We start from the raw sequence: 15,908 nt of genomic DNA on the forward strand, positions 1-15,908 counted from the left end.
AAACAAAAAAAAGCAACCGAAACCGATTGCTTTTTAAAAGTATTTTAAAGGAAATTATTTCTTGTCATCCGCGGAATCAGGGAATCTTTGCTGCGTGAATTCTCGAGAAATTGCCGCCTTTTCAAATTTCAATTTTCCGGAAAGGGTTTCAATCACTACTCCATCGTCTTGGATTTGTGCGATTCTTCCGTGCATTCCCGAAGTGGTCACCACTCTTGCTCCAACTTTAAGTGATTCCTGGAAGTTTTTTTCCTGCTTCGCTTTCTTCATTTGTGGACGGATCATCAGGAAATAAAATCCCACGAACATTGCACCCATCATTAACATTGTCGGCAACATGGAATCTCCTGCAGGAGCTGCCTGTAAAAATATTGTAATCATTTTTAACTTATTTTATTTATTATCAGAGAATTTTTCTCCCTTTACGGAAGGGAAAAAAATTCGGTTTAAAATTACTAGTTTGGTTGAATATCGGCAGAAAAAGTCAACACAATCGGAGCTTTTTCCACGTTTGCATAAACTTCTGCCTGTTTGTTCACCAAGCCATCAAAATTGGTAGAGTCAAATTTCAAGGTGATTTTTCCTTTTTGTCCCGGAAGAATCGGATCTTTTGTATAATCAGGAACCGTACAACCACATCCCGGTTTTACCTGGGAAATAATTAAAGGATTTGTTCCCGTGTTGGTTACTTCGTAAATATGTTCAACGTGGTCTCCTTTTTTCAATTTTCCAAAATCGAAGTTTGCTTCCGATAAAGCCAGAGTTGTCAATGGTTTAGATTGTGCTTCTTTTACTAATTCATCTTGCGTTTGCACAACAGGAGCTTCAACCGCTTGTTGTTCCTCAACAATTAATTGGTCAGCTTTTTGGTCTTTTTTGCAGCTCGTTAAACTTAGTACTGCAATAAGTGGTAATACTTTAATTAAATTTTTCATTTTAATTTCTGTTTATTTCTTTCGTGTATTTGTCTAAAATTCCGTTGATGAAAATGTTGGAACGGTCGGTAGAAAAAACCTTTGAAATCTCGATGTATTCATTGATGATCACTCTTCCCGGAGTTAATGGGAAATAGTCAATTTCAGAAATTGCTGCGATGAGGATGATTTTATCCATCAAAGAAATTCGGTCCATGTCCCAATTTTCAAGTTTGTCTTCGAGTTTCTTTTCGCTTTCTTCCCAATGATTGAGGGTCTGTCTCAGAAGTTTTGCTGCAAATTCGCGGTCTTCATCATCTTTAATCATCCTAATTAAAGTGTGACTTGGTTCATCTTCCTTAAAATAGCCGATCGTCTTCTGAATCATGGAGTTCGAGATGTGAAAATCATCTGCCCAACTCATTTCCTTTTCTTCCAAATGTTCGTGGAAATCCTCGTTTTCGGCAATATATCTCAAGAAAAGTTTGCCGATAAATTTTTGGTCTTCTTCAAAAGAATACCCATCTTCCTTCATGAAATCCTGATAACGTTTTCCGGCGGTCATTCGCTGAAAAGTCTTTACCAATAAGTCATCGTGTTGGTCCCATTTCAATTCCTGATGTTTTGAGGTGAAGGAAAGTCTCTCCTCATTTTCCTCAATTTTATTGAGAATTTGGTTGTTGATGAATTTTTGGTTGGGATTGATTTCGCTTTCGGTTTTCAGGTATTTGTTTTTACCGATTTCGATTTGTCTTTCCGCCAAGTTTTTTAGCGCGACCAAAAAATTCAGCTGATAAATGTAGAGGTGATAGATTTTCTCGATTTCGGAAAACATATTTTTTTCTAAAACATCAAACTTGATGGGATTTTGGTGATAAGAATACAGCGATTCTACAACTTTTTCGCGGATTTGTCTTCTTCCTAACATTTCAAAGAACTTTTTATGGGTGCAAAGATAGGAAAAAGTTGGAAGATGGAAGATGGAGGCAGGAAGAAAGGGTTGCAATCTTTTGGGAGCTGTTTTTTAAAAGCAAAGACGCAAATAATCTGTCTCAAGAACTCAAAGCCGCTTCGCTTAGCTAAGTGAAACGCCTTTGCGCCCTTAAATTGCATTCTACAGTTTTAATAATTTTTGCGTCTTTCCGTTTAAGTTTTTATATTTAGATAAGAATTAAATCAAATTTCATTTTCTTACTTTTGCAGTTCAAAACGCTGAACGCATATTGCGGAAAGCAGAAACCCATTTATGAACGCACTAAAAACCCTAAATCCTTATTTTTGGAAGCACCGAATCCTTTTGTTTTGGGGATTTCTGTTCATTATCGCAAGTAATTTCTTTAATATTTATAAAGTTCAATTCGTAGGAAAATCGGTTGACGCAATTTCTCACACCGAGACGCTTGGTTTTAATAAGCAGGTTTTGATTTACGTTGCCATTATCGTTGGCTCTTCTTTGCTTACAGGTTTTTTTACCTTTATGATGCGTCAAACAATTATTGTTGCATCGCGAAGAATTGAATACGAACTTAAAAATAAAATCTACGAACATTATCAGGAATTGTCTTTAACAGATTTCAAAAAAACCACGATTGGGGATTTGATGAACCGTTTAAGCGAAGATGTTGTCGCGGTAAGAATGTATCTCGGTCCCGGTGTAATGTACGTGGTAAATTTGCTGATTTTGCTGATTATCACAAGTATTTACATGCTCAACACGAGTGTTCCGATGACTTTATGGTCGCTTCTTCCGTTGCCGATTTTATCGTTTGTGATTTATAAAGTAAGTTCCATCATCAACAGAAAATCGAAAATTATGCAGAAAAGTCAATCTGCGGTTTCGACTTTTGTTCAGGACAGTTTTTCGGGAATTCGGGTGATTAAGTTCTTTGCGAAAGAAAAATACATCGAGAAAAATTACGGAATTAAAGTTAAAGACTATCAAGACAAAGCCCTGGATTTGGCAAAAACAGAAGCGTATTTTTTTACCATCATTTTATTTGTCATCGGTTTGTTGAATGTAGTCATTCTTTTTATCGGTGGACAAAAATATTTGGCGAATGAACTTTCCGTGGGTAAAATCGCAGACTTTTTCCTTTACATCAATATTTTGATTTGGCCGTTTTCAATGGTGGGTTGGGTAACTTCAGTGAATCAACGTGCAGAAGCTTCCATGGCGAGAATTAATGAATTTTTGGATATGAAATCCGAAATCATTAATACCAATCATGAAGTTTATCCGATTAAAGGCGACATCGAATTCCGAAACGTTTCCTACACTTATCCGAATACGGGAATTAAAGCCCTGGAAAATTTAAGTTTTAAAATCGAAGCCGGAAAATCTTTAGCAATAATGGGGAAAACGGGAAGCGGAAAATCCACCATCGCACTTCTTCTTGCACGTTTGATTGATCCAACTGAAGGTGAAATTCTTGTTGATGGCAAAAATTTGAAAGACCATAATCTTGAAAATTATCGAAAATTTATTGGTTATATTCCGCAGGAAAGTTTTCTTTTTTCTGACACGATTGAAAATAATATCGGTTTCGCCATTGACAAACCCAACTTGAAATTGGTTGAAGAATACGCAAAAAAAGCGGATGTCGACAAAAACATTATCGAGTTCAAAGACCAGTACAAAACAATGGTCGGTGAACGCGGCGTGATGCTTTCAGGCGGGCAAAAACAGCGAATCGCGATTGCGAGAGCTTTAATTAAAGAACCTAAAATCCTCATTTTTGACGATTCGCTTTCGGCTTTAGATACGGAAACGGAAGAAAACATCCTTCAAAACATTGAAAACGAACTTCAAAGCACGACTTCCATCATCATCACTCACAGAGAATCAACTGCGAACAAAGCAGATAAAATATTGAATCTCACGGAAGTAGAAAACACAGCGTCGGCTTAAAATGCAGAATCTTTATCGATAATTCAATTTTCTTAACAAAAAGTTAAAAATAAATTTTGCAATTAAAAGAAATCTTTTATATTTGTTACAATAAGATTTCAAAAAATATCTACAAATGAGTGACTACAAGGAACGCCACGAAAACGAAATTTTCACCAAGGTGTTGAAAGCAGGCAGAAGAACATATTTCTTTGATGTGCGCGAAACGAAAGCGGGAGATTATTATCTTACAATTACCGAAAGCAAAAAGAACTTTGGGGAGAATGGTGAAGCGACTTTCGAGAAACATAAAATCTATCTTTACAAGGAAGATTTCAAGAGTTTTGAGGACATGTTTAAAGAATCAACCGATTTTATAATCTCACAAAAAGGTGAGGATGTGATTTCCGAGAAACACGACAAAGACTTCAAGTCACGCTCGTTTACGATTGAATCGGACGAGGAAATTGAATAATTTTAGAATACTTCAATGATTAAGTAAAACAAATCTCCCGAAATTTCGGGAGATTTATTTTGGTATAAGTTTTTTACTGTCGAGATAAAGCGTGTCGGGAGAGAAATCAATTTCGTCATTCCACGATACCGTTCCCAAAATTAAATGTGCATTTTTGAAAAGTTCGGTATCTTTAAGTTCTTTGAAAACGCCCCATCGGGAATTGAAATTACCGCTTCGTCTTCCGCATATTGAACATGAATATGTGGGATGTTGTGATGCTTTGTGTCATAACAATACATTAAAGCAGCAATGCCATAACATAGCGAATTACAGGCATTTCCTCTTGTTTATAAATATAATGAAATTGAAATTCAAATTGTGAAAAGAAAGAAAATATTGATTCACTGACAATAAAAAACGCACTGAAAATCAGTGCGTTTTGTTTTGGGTGAATGATGGGTCTCGAACCCACGACCTTCGGAACCACAATCCGACGCTCTAACCAACTGAGCTACAATCACCGTTTGAGTTTGCAAATATAAGACTTTTGCAAATATTACAAAATTATTCCGTCGAAATTTTTGAAGGCCAAAAGTTTTTCTGTTGTAAAGCCTTCTGCGAATTCAACTCCTGAAAGCCTGCCCAAATCCTGCGCTCTGTAAGTCAAACTTTCCAAGAAATCTTTTGTCGCAATCGGAGTCATTGGTTCTGTGGAATTTGGGTCATAAAATTGCGTTTTAAAAGCAAGACAAGCTTCAATCTTTTTCTCCATAAAATTGGTAATATCAATCACAAAATCCGGCGCGATATTTTTCCACTGGATGTAGTGAAAAATCTGTTTCGGTCGCCACGGTTTTTGGTTTTCACCTTCAGAAACGGTTTCGATCTTTACCAAACCCGAAAGAAAACAAGCATCTGAAACCAATTTCGCAGCTTTTGCGTGATCCGGATGTCGGTCGTCGATTGCATTTGCCAAAACAATTTCTGGTTGGTATTTACGAATGATTTTTACAATCTGCATTTGGTGTTCTTCACTATTTGTAAGAAAGCCATCTTTCATCTTCAAATTTTCACGAGAAGAAATCCCCAAAATTTTGGCTGAGTTTGCTGCTTCTTCTGCTCTTGTGAAATTCGTTCCACGTGTTCCGAGTTCGCCTTGGGTTAAATCCACGATTGCAACGGTTTTTCCTTCGGAAATTAATTTGGCGACTGTTCCGCCACAACCGAGTTCAACGTCGTCTGGATGTGCACCGATTGCAAGAATATCAACTTTCATACGATTTGGGTTTGATGTGGTTTGAAATGGTTTGAAGTGGTTTGATATAGTTCGTTACTCTTTAAACTCGTATATCATCGTCAAAAACTGTCCGTACGATTGCTCTAACTTCGTGATATCGCCTGATTTCAAATTGATTCCAGCGTTACCATAAGGATTGTTGTTCACAGAAAATGCAGACAATTGAAAATATTGAACGGGCTGATTTTCCTGTGCTGAAATTTTAATAGAAGAACCCAAAAGTTTTCTTGTAGAAATGGTAGTTACGCCGTTTTCTAGTTTTAATTTTCTAAAAGTTCTCGGTTCAAAAACTGTATTTTTATTGTCGATTGAAATTGTCTGTTTTTTATAAGGTGACGAAATCAGGTAAATCACGTTATCTTCTTTTCGAAAATCGGTTTGTGGAAGATAATATAAATTCAGTTTGTAATGAATTGGGTCGAAAGTTTGAGTAGTTCCATCGATGCTTTCAAAAGGTTTCCATGAGAAGGCATTTGCGCCGATTTCTTTGGCTTTTTTGTAAACCATTCCGAACACATTCACGTCGTCATCGGAAAATCCTTGAACTTCAAGTTCGCCGAGGTATTCTGCGGAAACGGTTTCTGAATTTATTTTATAGAAAAACTTGTCCGAGTTGGAATGGGTTTTTTCGACTTTATTTAAAATGACGTTCTGCGCAAAAACGAGTTGCGAAAGAATCACTAAGAATAAAAGGATGCTTTTTTTCATTTTTTAATCAACACTAAATTTTGGCTAAAGCCGATGGAAGTTATATTTAATAAAATGGACTAAAGCCCATTCCTATTGATACGTTTATTTATCCTGCTTTAAAATTTCTATACATTCTTCCAAGGAATTTTCCCAATGTTTTGGTTCGATTCCATACTCTTTTTCGATTTTGTCTAAAGACATGGTGCTTCTTTTCGGTCTTTTGGCAGGTGTTGGAAACTGTTCCGTGGTGATTGCGTTCAACTTAATTTTTGAATTTGAAAGTTCGGCAATTTTTGAGGCAAATCCAAACCACGAAGTTTCCGGATAATTGGAAAAGTGGAAAATTCCGTAAGTTTTTGGTTCTGTTTCAATTATTTTCATCACCGCTTCTGCTAAATCATTCGCATTGGTTGGTTGCCCAAACTGGTCGGAGACAATTCCCAATTCATCTTTGATGGAGAACAAATTCAACATCGTTTTCACAAAATTTTTGTTGAATTCTGAATATAACCACGAAGTTCTGATAACCACTGTTTTAGGATTTAGGTCTAAAGCAAGTTCCTCACCTTTTCTCTTGGATGCGCCGTAAACTCCTTGCGGATTGGTAAAATCGTCTTCGGAATAGGAAATATTGGTTTCGCCATCAAAAACATAATCGGTTGAAATGTGAATTAGGGTGCAGTTATTTTCTGTACAAGCTTCGGCTAAATTGGCGACTCCGTCTGCATTTACTGCAAATGCTTTTTCACTTTCTGTTTCAGCCAAATCTACTGCGGTGTACGCAGATGCATTGATACAGAAATCAGGTTTATAATCGTAAAAATAATCAGAAACCTGTTCAGAATCGGTGATGTCTAAAGTATGGGAATCAGTGAAGTTGAATTCGTATCGGTCTTCAAAATTGGGTGCAATTTTTTGGAAGCAGTTTCCCAGTTGTCCTTTTCCGCCGATGATGAGGATTTTTTTCATTTTATATTTTGTTTCTCGCAGATTTTGCAGATGACGCAGATTTCTAAAAGATATCTAATTTTTGTTCTTATTTTGCTGTTTTATTATGTTTTCTAAAAGTTGCCACTCTGCTTTGAAAATCGGTTTCCTCCAATTTAACCAGGAATTTCCGGAAAAGTGCTTTTGTTTCTTCAGGATGAGTTGCAGCCTTTCGTGTTTTCATGTCAAAGTAAATCACGGTGAGCCATAAAATACTGTGAATAGTTTTGCCGTCTTCGCTCTTCATCAGGATTTCCACTTTTGAAAGTCGGTCACCAATTTCAATGGTTTTGCTTGAAATTTGGACTTTAGAATTGTAGCGGACTTCTTTCAAATAAGCAATTTCGTTTTGAACGGTCACCCAGGTACAGCCTGTTTTTTTTGTGTATTCTTCGTAAGTAAAACCGTAGCCGCTTTCCACATGATCTTCTCTCGCATTCAGCATGTATTCGAGGTATTTCACATTATTCAAATGTCCGATCGGATCGCAGTCGCTGAAACGTACTTTTACGGTGGTTGAAAGTTCTTTCTCCATTTTGCAAAATTAAAAAAACCATCCTGAAATTCGGGATGGTTTAGGATTTTAAAATAAGTTCTTACAGACCTAACTCTTTTTTAACAAGCGGAGTCGCATCTGGACCTCCTTTGTAAATCAATGCAGTCGCGTCAATAATAAAATCGAAACCGTTTGCTTTAGCAACTTTATTCACTGCGTTGTTCAATTTTTCGATGATTGGTTTAACCGCTGTATCTCTTCTCGAAGCCAAATCTTGTTGAGCAGTTTGCTGAAGCTGTTGCAAATTTTGTTGTTTTTTCTGCAATTCGCTTTCTTTGGCTGTTCTTTGTGCTTCTGTCATTTTAGCACCTTCTGCCTGGTAAGCTTGAACTTCTTTCTGGAAAGCTTCTGCCTGTTTGTTTAGTTCGTCACCTTTTGTTTTGCTGAACGTATCTAAATCTGTAGTCATTTTTTTTGTTTCTGGCATTGCAGCTAAAACTGCTTCGTAATCCATAGATGCCACTTTCTGAGCTTTTGCAACTCCAACGGTCATCAACATCATCACTGCTGCAAATAATACACTTAATTTTTTCATAATTGAGGTTAAATAAAATTTATTGGTTGTTTTTTAATTTTTCTTTTTTTGCTGCATTTCTTCCGCTCTTTTATCGGTTCCCTGCATCAATCTAACTTTTTCTTCATCGTCGTTTCGTACCGGACTTCCGACATTGCTTTTTTGCCCTGATTCTAATCTTTTTGCGCCGGAATTTTTCAACAGCAAATCTAACACTTTATCTGTGTAATCATACCTTTTTTCAAGAAAAATTACACTAATGTTGTTGCTTTTATCAAGAACTATGCCCAAAGCATTTTTTTCTGATACCGTTTTAATGGCATTCCAGATCTGATCCTGGAAAGGTTTGGTGAGGTTGGACCTTGCATTATTGATTTCGCCCATCATACCGAAGCGGTTATTAATCATGGATTTAATTTTTTTATCCAAATCATCCACTTCTTTCTCACGCTGCTTCAGCTGGTCACCAACCAAAAGGACACGCTCGTTTTCAAGAGCCGCTTTCTTTTTATCAAACTCAGTTTGGAGGGTTTGAATTTCTGTTTGCCAACTGGTAATCTGCGAATTGAGCCTTGCTTCGGCTTCCTTGTATTGTGGAAGTTTGCTTAAAATATAGTCGGTATCGACTACCCCTATTTTTTGGGCATTCAATAATCCCGCAAAAATGAGGAGTATTACTGAAAATAATCTAATGTTTTTCATTTCAATTCATTTTATAACGACTGGTTCATGAGGAAGTGTGTTTTCCAACCTGATGGTTCAGTTCCCATTAACGTTTTATCGAATCCATAAGCAAAATCGAATCCAATTAAACCAAAGGCACCCATGTAAACTCTTACGCCAAATCCTGCTGAACGTTTCAATTGGAATGGATTATACTTGCCGAAAGAATTCCAAGCATTACCACCTTCCAGGAAGGTGAGCGCAAATATTTTTGCGGTTTGGTTTAATGAAATCGGGTATCGTAACTCAGCAGCAAAACGGTTGTAGATGGTTGCACCTCCATAAGGAGTAACATCATTCAAATCTCCACCGGTTGAGGAAGCGTTTTCATAACCTCTTAGAGGTACCAATTCGCGACCATCATATCTTCCACCCATTAATCCGGTTCCGCCCACGTAAAATCTCTCAAAAGGTGGCGCTCCCAATTCTTTGTTATATCCGTTGAGGAAACCCATTTCTGCAGAAGTTCTTAAAACCATTTTTCCCACTACGGTGTTGTAAATATCGCCTTTTAATTTTACTTTATAAAATTCAAGCCATTTATACTTTTCAACCGCAGTCATCGTGCTGTAATTTTTGTCGCTGAAAAGTGAATAAGGTGGTGTAAATTTTACAGATGCCTCAATATTGGACCCCTGTGTCGGGAATATAGGATCAAGACCTGCTGAATTCCTGCTTAAGCCAATATTAAAGCTGAAGTTTTTCGCTGAACCATTGTATTCTGTTGTATTTCCAAATTGGAACGGATAGTTTTGGAAATCATAACTTTGATATTGAATACCGGTGTAAAGCGAAAAATAATCATCCGGCCATCTCAATAATCTGTTTAATCCTACACTTGCTGAGAAAATGTTTAATTTCTGTTTTGTTCCGTATTGGTCATCATAACGTACCAACGATTGATTTACCCCAACTGAAAGCGCAGTGGGTCTTGTTCCGAATAACCATGGCTCAGTAAATGAGATTCCATAATTTTGAAAATACTGTCCAGCTTGCGCCTGAATGGAAAGTGTTTGCCCGTCTCCTTGTGGTACCGGCTTGAAATCTTTAAACTTCAAGAAGTTTTTTAAGGAGAAATTATTAAAGGTTAAACCAAGTGTCCCGATAAATGAACCACCACCGTAACCAGCCTGCAACTGAACTTGTGATGAGCCTTTCTCAACGAGCGTCCAGTGAATATCTACTGTGTTGTCTTGTGGATTAGGGGTTACCTGTTGCCCAACTTGTTGTGGATCAAAAAACTGCATACCTGCCAAATCGAAATAGGTTCTCTTGATGTCGCTTTTTGCAAATAAACTTCCCGGTTTTGTACGGAGTGAACGGAGAATTACGTGGTCATGCGTTGTGGTATTTCCACTCCAAGTTACGCGGTTCCAGGTTGCCTTTTCACCTTCGCTGATTCTGATTTCAAGATTAATGGAGTCACCCACAACCGATTTTTCAATCGGCGTAACATTCGAGAAAAGGTATCCGTTGTTCATGTAGATGGACTTGATATCGGAATCGTCTTCCTTGCCTCCATCTTCACCCACTTTTTTATTGAATCCTACCGCATCATAAATATCTCCTGTTTTGTAGCCTAAAATTTTTTGCAAATAATCCGTCGAAAAAGCAGTGTTTCCAAGGAAATTGATATCTCCGATGTAGTATTTTTTTCCTTCAGAAAGCTTTACATTAATTTCATAGTCATTTTTAGGATTTCTCCAAACTGAATCTGAAACAATTTTGGCATCACGGAAACCCAAAGAGCGGTAGTAGCTAATTAAGTTATTTTTATCCTCATCATATTTTTCCTGGATGAATTTGGAAGGCTTCATAATTGCGCCAACTCCGATCAGTCTTCGTTGTTTGGTATCCTTGAAACCTTTTTTCCTCAATTTTCTATCGGACACATTATCATTTCCTTCAAATTCGATATGGCTGATTTTTATCCTTTTGCCCCTGTCTACGTTAATTGTCCAATCTACAAGGTTTGGATCCTGCGCGTTTACTTTATCCTGAATAGTAATTTTGGCATCCGCAAAGCCTTTTTTTACGTATTCTTTTGGAATGTTGGTCTTTAGAGTGGAGACAAGATTTTGGGTAATTTTGGTTCCGGGTTTAAGCTTATTGTCTTTTGCGAGTTTCTCGCTTTTTGATTTGCCAATGCCTTTCCCGGTGAACTTAACTTCGCCTAAATCTTTTAAATCCTGCAGATTAAATCTCAGCACAATTTGATCTCCTTCGATGCTTTGAACATAAACCTCAACTTCTGAAAAAGATTGTGTTTCCCAAAGTTTCTTAATCGCGTTACTGATTTTTTGTCCCGGAATTTCTACACTTTCATTCTTGGAAAGCCCAGTAAATCTTAAGATTTGTGCAGGGGTATATTTTTTTACGCCATCTACCACAATATCTTTCAGGATATAGGTTCCTGTTTCGTTTTGTGCATAAACAGGGTTATTGTCCTGATTTTTTTGCTCCGGGGTGATTTGACCATAGAAATGTGCCGAAGCCACAAACATGATGATGGGTAAGAATTTAAACTTCATTTTTTATCTTGCTAACTTTTCTTTTATATTTTTTAGTCCAGCTGTTCGCTGGTTTTACCGAATCTCCTTTCTTTGTTCTGATAATCGTAAATGCAACGGAAAAAATCTTCTTTACCGAAATCTGGCCACAAGATGTCTAGGAACTGTAGCTCTGCATAAGCGATCTGCCACAACAAGAAATTGCTGATTCTTACTTCTCCACTTGTTCGCACCAATAAATCTACTGGAGGAATATCTTTGGTATAAAGATGATTTTCGAAAACTTTTTCATCAATATCCTCGATTTCCAGTTCGCCGTTTTTTACTTCTGAACTTATTTTCTTTACCGCATTAAGAATTTCGTTTTGCGAACCATAACTTAAAGCAAGTATTAAATTTCCTCTTTTGTTGTTTTTGGTAATATCCACCAGATGCAGCATTTGATCACGCACCAATTCAGGAAGCTTATCCAGATCGCCTATTACGTGCATGCGCAAACCTTTGGTAAAAATTTCTTCCGCCTCCAATAACATTGTTTCGGAAATAAGCGTCATCAAAGTAGTTACCTCATCCTGTGGACGGTTCCAGTTTTCCGAAGAAAAAGTGTAGAGCGTTAAATAGGGGATGTGGATTTCGTTGCAGGCATTAACCGCATTTCGTACTGCTTGAATGGCGTGTTTGTGCCCGAAAGTTCTTGTTTCGCCTCGGGATTTTGCCCACCTTCCGTTACCATCCATAATAATGGCGACATGTTTCGGCAAATTTTCCCGGCTTATTTTTTCTTTATACGACTGCATTTTACTGTTCACAATAACAAGGTGGTCTTCCGAATGAGTAACTTAATCCCAAAGAAACGGTATTGACCCAATCTTTTGAATTGATGTTGCCGATTTGGCGGTTTTTTAGGATTTCGGCTGCTCTGGCTTCTGCAATTTCTTTGTATGGACTCTCTTGGAGCAAAGATTTTGTGGTTCCTGATACAACGATATCTTTATTAAAGGTTTCCTTCACGTTCTTCGTATCAATAACACTGTAATCTATAGAATCTGAGAAAGTAGGCCTGAACATGAATTCGCCAAATAGCGCCCAGTTATAATTAAATTTATATTTCAACCCTATCCCAAACGGAATAGCCATCGTAAGTTTTTTTCCCGATGAAGTATATGAGGCCGTTGTTGTAAAGTCTGAAGAATTGTTTGGAGCGATCGCGTTTCCTCCTGCGTCTCTGCGAAAATCGTTTTCAATAGTCATTTGCGGCGTATTCACCAGTAAGCCGCCGAAACCTCCGAATACATAAGGACTGAGCAAACTCTTCTGTTCATCATTCACCGGAAAGAAATTGTATTCAAAAATCAAATCGGCCTCAATTACAGAATTGGTTCCCCATAGTTTTCGGTCCCTTCTGTATTTTTCTTTGGCCAAAGCATCAATAAACTGAATGTTGCTGTAACCAATATTTAACCTAACGGTTTGATAAGGATTAAAATTCATTCGGTACAATACCGCCCCATAAATAGGAATCCCATAATCGGCCAAATTACTGAGAACTGGCTTCTGAAAAATATAATTGGTTCTTCCAATATCTCCCACCAAGTTACTAGTTCCCAACTGAACACCAATCTCATGCCGTTGCCCTTTGAGAGACGCGGATATTAAAATCACGATGAAGCAGCTGTAAACCAGTTTTTTTAGCATTAGAGAATGCACATCAATTTTCATAAACAATTTTGCAAATATAAAACTTTTTTAGCTTAAGGAAATTCTTAATTTTTAGTTAAATAACCTCAAAAAGACATAATTTTTTGAATTAAAAACGCCAAAAAATTCCTTTTATGATATTACTAAATCAAAAACCCTCCGTTGAGAGGGTTTTGTTTTATTTCCTTCCAAAGATTTTACGGATTTTGTTTCGGATCTTGATTAGGGTCGGCTCCTGATAATTTTTGTCCTCATCAAAATAGCCGTAACCATAACCGTAGCCGTAACCATAACCGTAACCGTAGCCGTAACCCTGCTTCACCTGATAATCATTGTAAACCAGTCCAAGATTTTTTATTTCCTGATTGTGGTATTTCTCTGTAATCATTTTAAGCATGTACTTCTCAGTATATTCATGTCGCACAACATAAATACTTGCATCCGCATACTTCATCAGTTCAAAGGGATCTGCAACCAATCCAACCGGTGGTGAATCAATGATGATGAAATCGTAATAGTTTTTTAAATCTTCGATAAACTTGATGTTACGGTCGCTCATCAAAAGTTCAGATGGGTTTGGGGGAATTGGCCCAGAAGTAGCAACATGTAAATTTGGGATTTTGGTCTGGTTGATGATTTTTTCCATCTCTACCTCGCCTGTAAGGTAATTGGAGATGCCGAACTTGTTATCAATCTTGAAATCTCCAAAAATTTTAGGTTTCCTTAAATCCATTCCCAACAGGATCGTTTTTTTTCCACTTAATCCTAAAACTGAAGCGATATTGATAGAGACATAAGTTTTACCTTCACCGCCCACTGAAGAGGTAAGCAAAATCACTTTAGATTTTTGATCTTCTTTATGAAGGAATCTTAAATTGGCTCTAATTCCTCTAAACGCCTCCGAAATTGAAGATCTTGGCTGTTCCAGAACAGTTAGATTGTTGTCGTGGGAATTCTTACCGATCACTCCCAAAAGTGGGATTCGCGTGGCTTGAAGCAATTCTTTGATGTTACGTATTCTGTTGTCCATGGCTTCAGTAACCCCTAAAAATAGTAATGGCAACAACAATAGTCCTCCAATGATAGAATATTTTGTTGCTTCAACATCGGGAGCAATTGGGCCTTGTCCTAAATTTTTGGCGGGATCGATTACGGTGATGTCTGATTTATTGGTCGCTACACGTATCTGAGTTTCGTTCTGTTTGGTTAGCAAGCTGTTATACGTAGCTTCAATCATGCTATAGCCTCTTTCTGCATCCAAATATCGCCGTTCTTTTTCCGGAAAAGTCACTAAATCTACATTGGCTCCTGCGATATCTCTTTCGATCTGCGCCAATTGGTTAAGGTAGGTGCTGTAATAATTTCGCATGGAGCCGTTTGAGTTTCCTCGGGCTTCATTTATCAGCCGGTTGATTTCCCGCATCGGTTCGGAATTGGGCGTGTAAATGAGAGCCATTTCTCGTCTTTTCGCATACAGCGCCTTAAGTTCTGAAATTGTGGCGGTAAACATTCCATCTTCGATTCCTGCCGCATTGGTACTGATGAGCCGGTCCAAATTTTGTGAAGCAAGGGTATTTCGGATATTGTTGAGTGAGTTGATTCTTGTTATAAGTTCAGCTTTTCTTGCTTCAAGATCTTTGATTCTTGTAATGGCTTTTTCATCACGATCTTTGATGTCGTACAATCCTTCGGAAACTTTCATTTGATTTAGGATCGTAGCACTGGAATCTAATTTTTTTCTAATTTTCGCCAAGTTCTCCAGCAAATACTTTTCGGTATTTTTATCAACGGTGTTGCGGTCAACAAGCCTTTTTTTCTGAAGTTCATCTACGGAGGTGTTTAGGAAATTTACCGTTCCATTGAGGTTGTACCCTTTTTTATTGATGATCATGATGGAATTAATCTCCTTGTCGAACTCCACATTAATTGTACTTACCAACGAGTTTACCATGTCGTTCACCGTTACAAGCTTCACAATAATATTGTCAAATTTTATGGAACTTGGCTGTTCATTTTTAATAATTCTGAACTTTAAATTAGGAGAAACGTACCATTGGTTAATGGAAACAATTCTGTTAACCGGACGGTTGAAATGTGGGATTGTGGAAAATCCTTCCTTTTCGTATGAGTAGACCGACGATGATTCTCCTTTTTCAGGCAAGCTTACCTCATAACGATCTCCACCTTTTGGAATCAAAGTTATGGGATAATTTACCTGTTGCGGATAGGATTTATCGATTTCTACAAAAACCGGAGAATCATACTTATCCAAATAAGTTTCCTTGATGAGCCCTTTTGTGGAATAGTTCACATAAAGATCAAGAGCTTTTACCAAATATTCGTTATGGGAGCGTGAAAGCAACATTTTTTTCAGATATACCCCATCCTGATTACCGTTTTGTCCCCAAATGAAATTGATTGACTGATTTGGCGTGAAATAACTTGCCGTATTATTGGAGATACTTAATGATAGATTGGACGCATAAATTCTTTGTGCATAATACTTACTGTAGACATAGGAGATTCTGTATCCCAATGCAGCCATCAAAACAAACCAATACCAGTTTCTGATCACTCTTCGGATGAAATGCTCAAAATCAAAAAAAGCAAAGGAGCCAATTTTTTCCGGTTGAACCGCCGTGGTTTTTCCTGAAGTTTCTTTTCCCGGAATCATC

Annotated in this window: 16 protein-coding genes and 1 tRNA gene; 2 read left to right on the top strand and 15 right to left on the bottom strand. The window is 37.5% G+C overall.

Annotated elements, in window-relative coordinates:
- Positions 1-54: 54 nt before the first annotated feature.
- From yajC to nusB, 3 genes are all read right to left on the bottom strand, one after another.
- Positions 55-381 (bottom strand): preprotein translocase subunit YajC, encoded by a 327-nt coding sequence (gene yajC, locus J4771_RS07655; RefSeq protein WP_224134380.1) that lies wholly within the window; start codon positions 379-381, stop codon positions 55-57.
- Positions 382-455: 74 nt separating this feature from the next.
- Positions 456-935, bottom strand: coding sequence for a DUF1573 domain-containing protein (locus tag J4771_RS07660; RefSeq protein WP_224134381.1), 480 nt, complete (start codon positions 933-935; stop codon positions 456-458).
- Between the two features lies 1 nt (position 936).
- The gene (gene nusB / locus J4771_RS07665) at positions 937-1,842 is read right to left on the bottom strand and encodes a transcription antitermination factor NusB (RefSeq protein WP_224134382.1); all 906 of its coding nucleotides are present in this window, start codon (positions 1,840-1,842) and stop codon (positions 937-939) included.
- 318 nt (positions 1,843-2,160) lie between these two features.
- Between nusB and J4771_RS07670 the strand changes: the two genes are divergently transcribed.
- Both J4771_RS07670 and J4771_RS07675 read left to right on the top strand, forming a co-directional pair.
- Entirely contained in the window at positions 2,161-3,822 is a 1,662-nt protein-coding gene (locus J4771_RS07670) for an ABC transporter ATP-binding protein (RefSeq protein WP_224134383.1), read from the top strand.
- Between the two features lie 115 nt (positions 3,823-3,937).
- A complete protein-coding gene (locus J4771_RS07675) occupies positions 3,938-4,276 on the top strand; it encodes a DUF3276 family protein (RefSeq protein ID WP_224134384.1) in 339 nt (112 codons plus the stop codon).
- Between the two features lie 140 nt (positions 4,277-4,416).
- On the opposite strand, the gene J4771_RS13305 is transcribed toward J4771_RS07675, so the two are convergent.
- The 12 genes from J4771_RS13305 to J4771_RS07740 form a co-directional block, all read right to left on the bottom strand.
- Positions 4,417-4,557 carry a DUF4160 domain-containing protein gene (locus J4771_RS13305; protein WP_224134385.1) on the bottom strand — a complete coding sequence of 47 codons (141 nt, stop codon included), beginning with the start codon at positions 4,555-4,557 and terminating at the stop codon, positions 4,417-4,419.
- Between the two features lie 147 nt (positions 4,558-4,704).
- Positions 4,705-4,780: transfer RNA gene (locus tag J4771_RS07690), tRNA-His, on the bottom strand.
- Positions 4,781-4,814: 34 nt separating this feature from the next.
- Complete coding sequence (bshB1, locus tag J4771_RS07695) at positions 4,815-5,534, bottom strand: bacillithiol biosynthesis deacetylase BshB1 (protein WP_224134386.1); 720 nt, start codon at positions 5,532-5,534, stop codon at positions 4,815-4,817.
- A 54-nt stretch (positions 5,535-5,588) separates the two neighbouring features.
- Positions 5,589-6,263 (bottom strand): hypothetical protein, encoded by a 675-nt coding sequence (locus J4771_RS07700; protein ID WP_224134387.1) that lies wholly within the window; start codon positions 6,261-6,263, stop codon positions 5,589-5,591.
- Positions 6,264-6,347: 84 nt separating this feature from the next.
- The gene (rfbD, locus tag J4771_RS07705; protein ID WP_224134388.1) at positions 6,348-7,214 is read right to left on the bottom strand and encodes a dTDP-4-dehydrorhamnose reductase; all 867 of its coding nucleotides are present in this window, start codon (positions 7,212-7,214) and stop codon (positions 6,348-6,350) included.
- A gap of 67 nt (positions 7,215-7,281) precedes the next feature.
- Entirely contained in the window at positions 7,282-7,767 is a 486-nt protein-coding gene (locus tag J4771_RS07710) for an acyl-CoA thioesterase (protein ID WP_224134389.1), read from the bottom strand.
- Between the two features lie 61 nt (positions 7,768-7,828).
- On the bottom strand, positions 7,829-8,323 hold the full coding sequence (locus J4771_RS07715; protein WP_224134390.1) for an OmpH family outer membrane protein: 495 nt from the start codon (positions 8,321-8,323) through the stop codon (positions 7,829-7,831).
- Between the two features lie 33 nt (positions 8,324-8,356).
- Complete coding sequence (locus tag J4771_RS07720; protein ID WP_224134391.1) at positions 8,357-9,004, bottom strand: OmpH family outer membrane protein; 648 nt, start codon at positions 9,002-9,004, stop codon at positions 8,357-8,359.
- A gap of 11 nt (positions 9,005-9,015) precedes the next feature.
- Complete coding sequence (locus J4771_RS07725) at positions 9,016-11,556, bottom strand: BamA/OMP85 family outer membrane protein (RefSeq protein ID WP_224134392.1); 2,541 nt, start codon at positions 11,554-11,556, stop codon at positions 9,016-9,018.
- Positions 11,557-11,588: 32 nt separating this feature from the next.
- Positions 11,589-12,332: an isoprenyl transferase gene (locus J4771_RS07730; RefSeq protein ID WP_224134393.1), complete on the bottom strand. Its 744-nt coding sequence runs from the start codon at positions 12,330-12,332 to the stop codon at positions 11,589-11,591.
- Between the two features lies 1 nt (position 12,333).
- Positions 12,334-13,230 carry a type IX secretion system protein PorG gene (porG, locus tag J4771_RS07735; protein WP_224137796.1) on the bottom strand — a complete coding sequence of 299 codons (897 nt, stop codon included), beginning with the start codon at positions 13,228-13,230 and terminating at the stop codon, positions 12,334-12,336.
- Between the two features lie 181 nt (positions 13,231-13,411).
- The gene (locus J4771_RS07740) at positions 13,412-15,907 is read right to left on the bottom strand and encodes an exopolysaccharide transport family protein (protein WP_224134394.1); all 2,496 of its coding nucleotides are present in this window, start codon (positions 15,905-15,907) and stop codon (positions 13,412-13,414) included.
- Position 15,908 lies beyond the last annotated feature (1 nt).

This window comes from Candidatus Kaistella beijingensis (assembly GCF_020084865.1).
GTDB classification, from domain to species: Bacteria; Bacteroidota; Bacteroidia; order Flavobacteriales; family Weeksellaceae; genus Kaistella; species Kaistella beijingensis.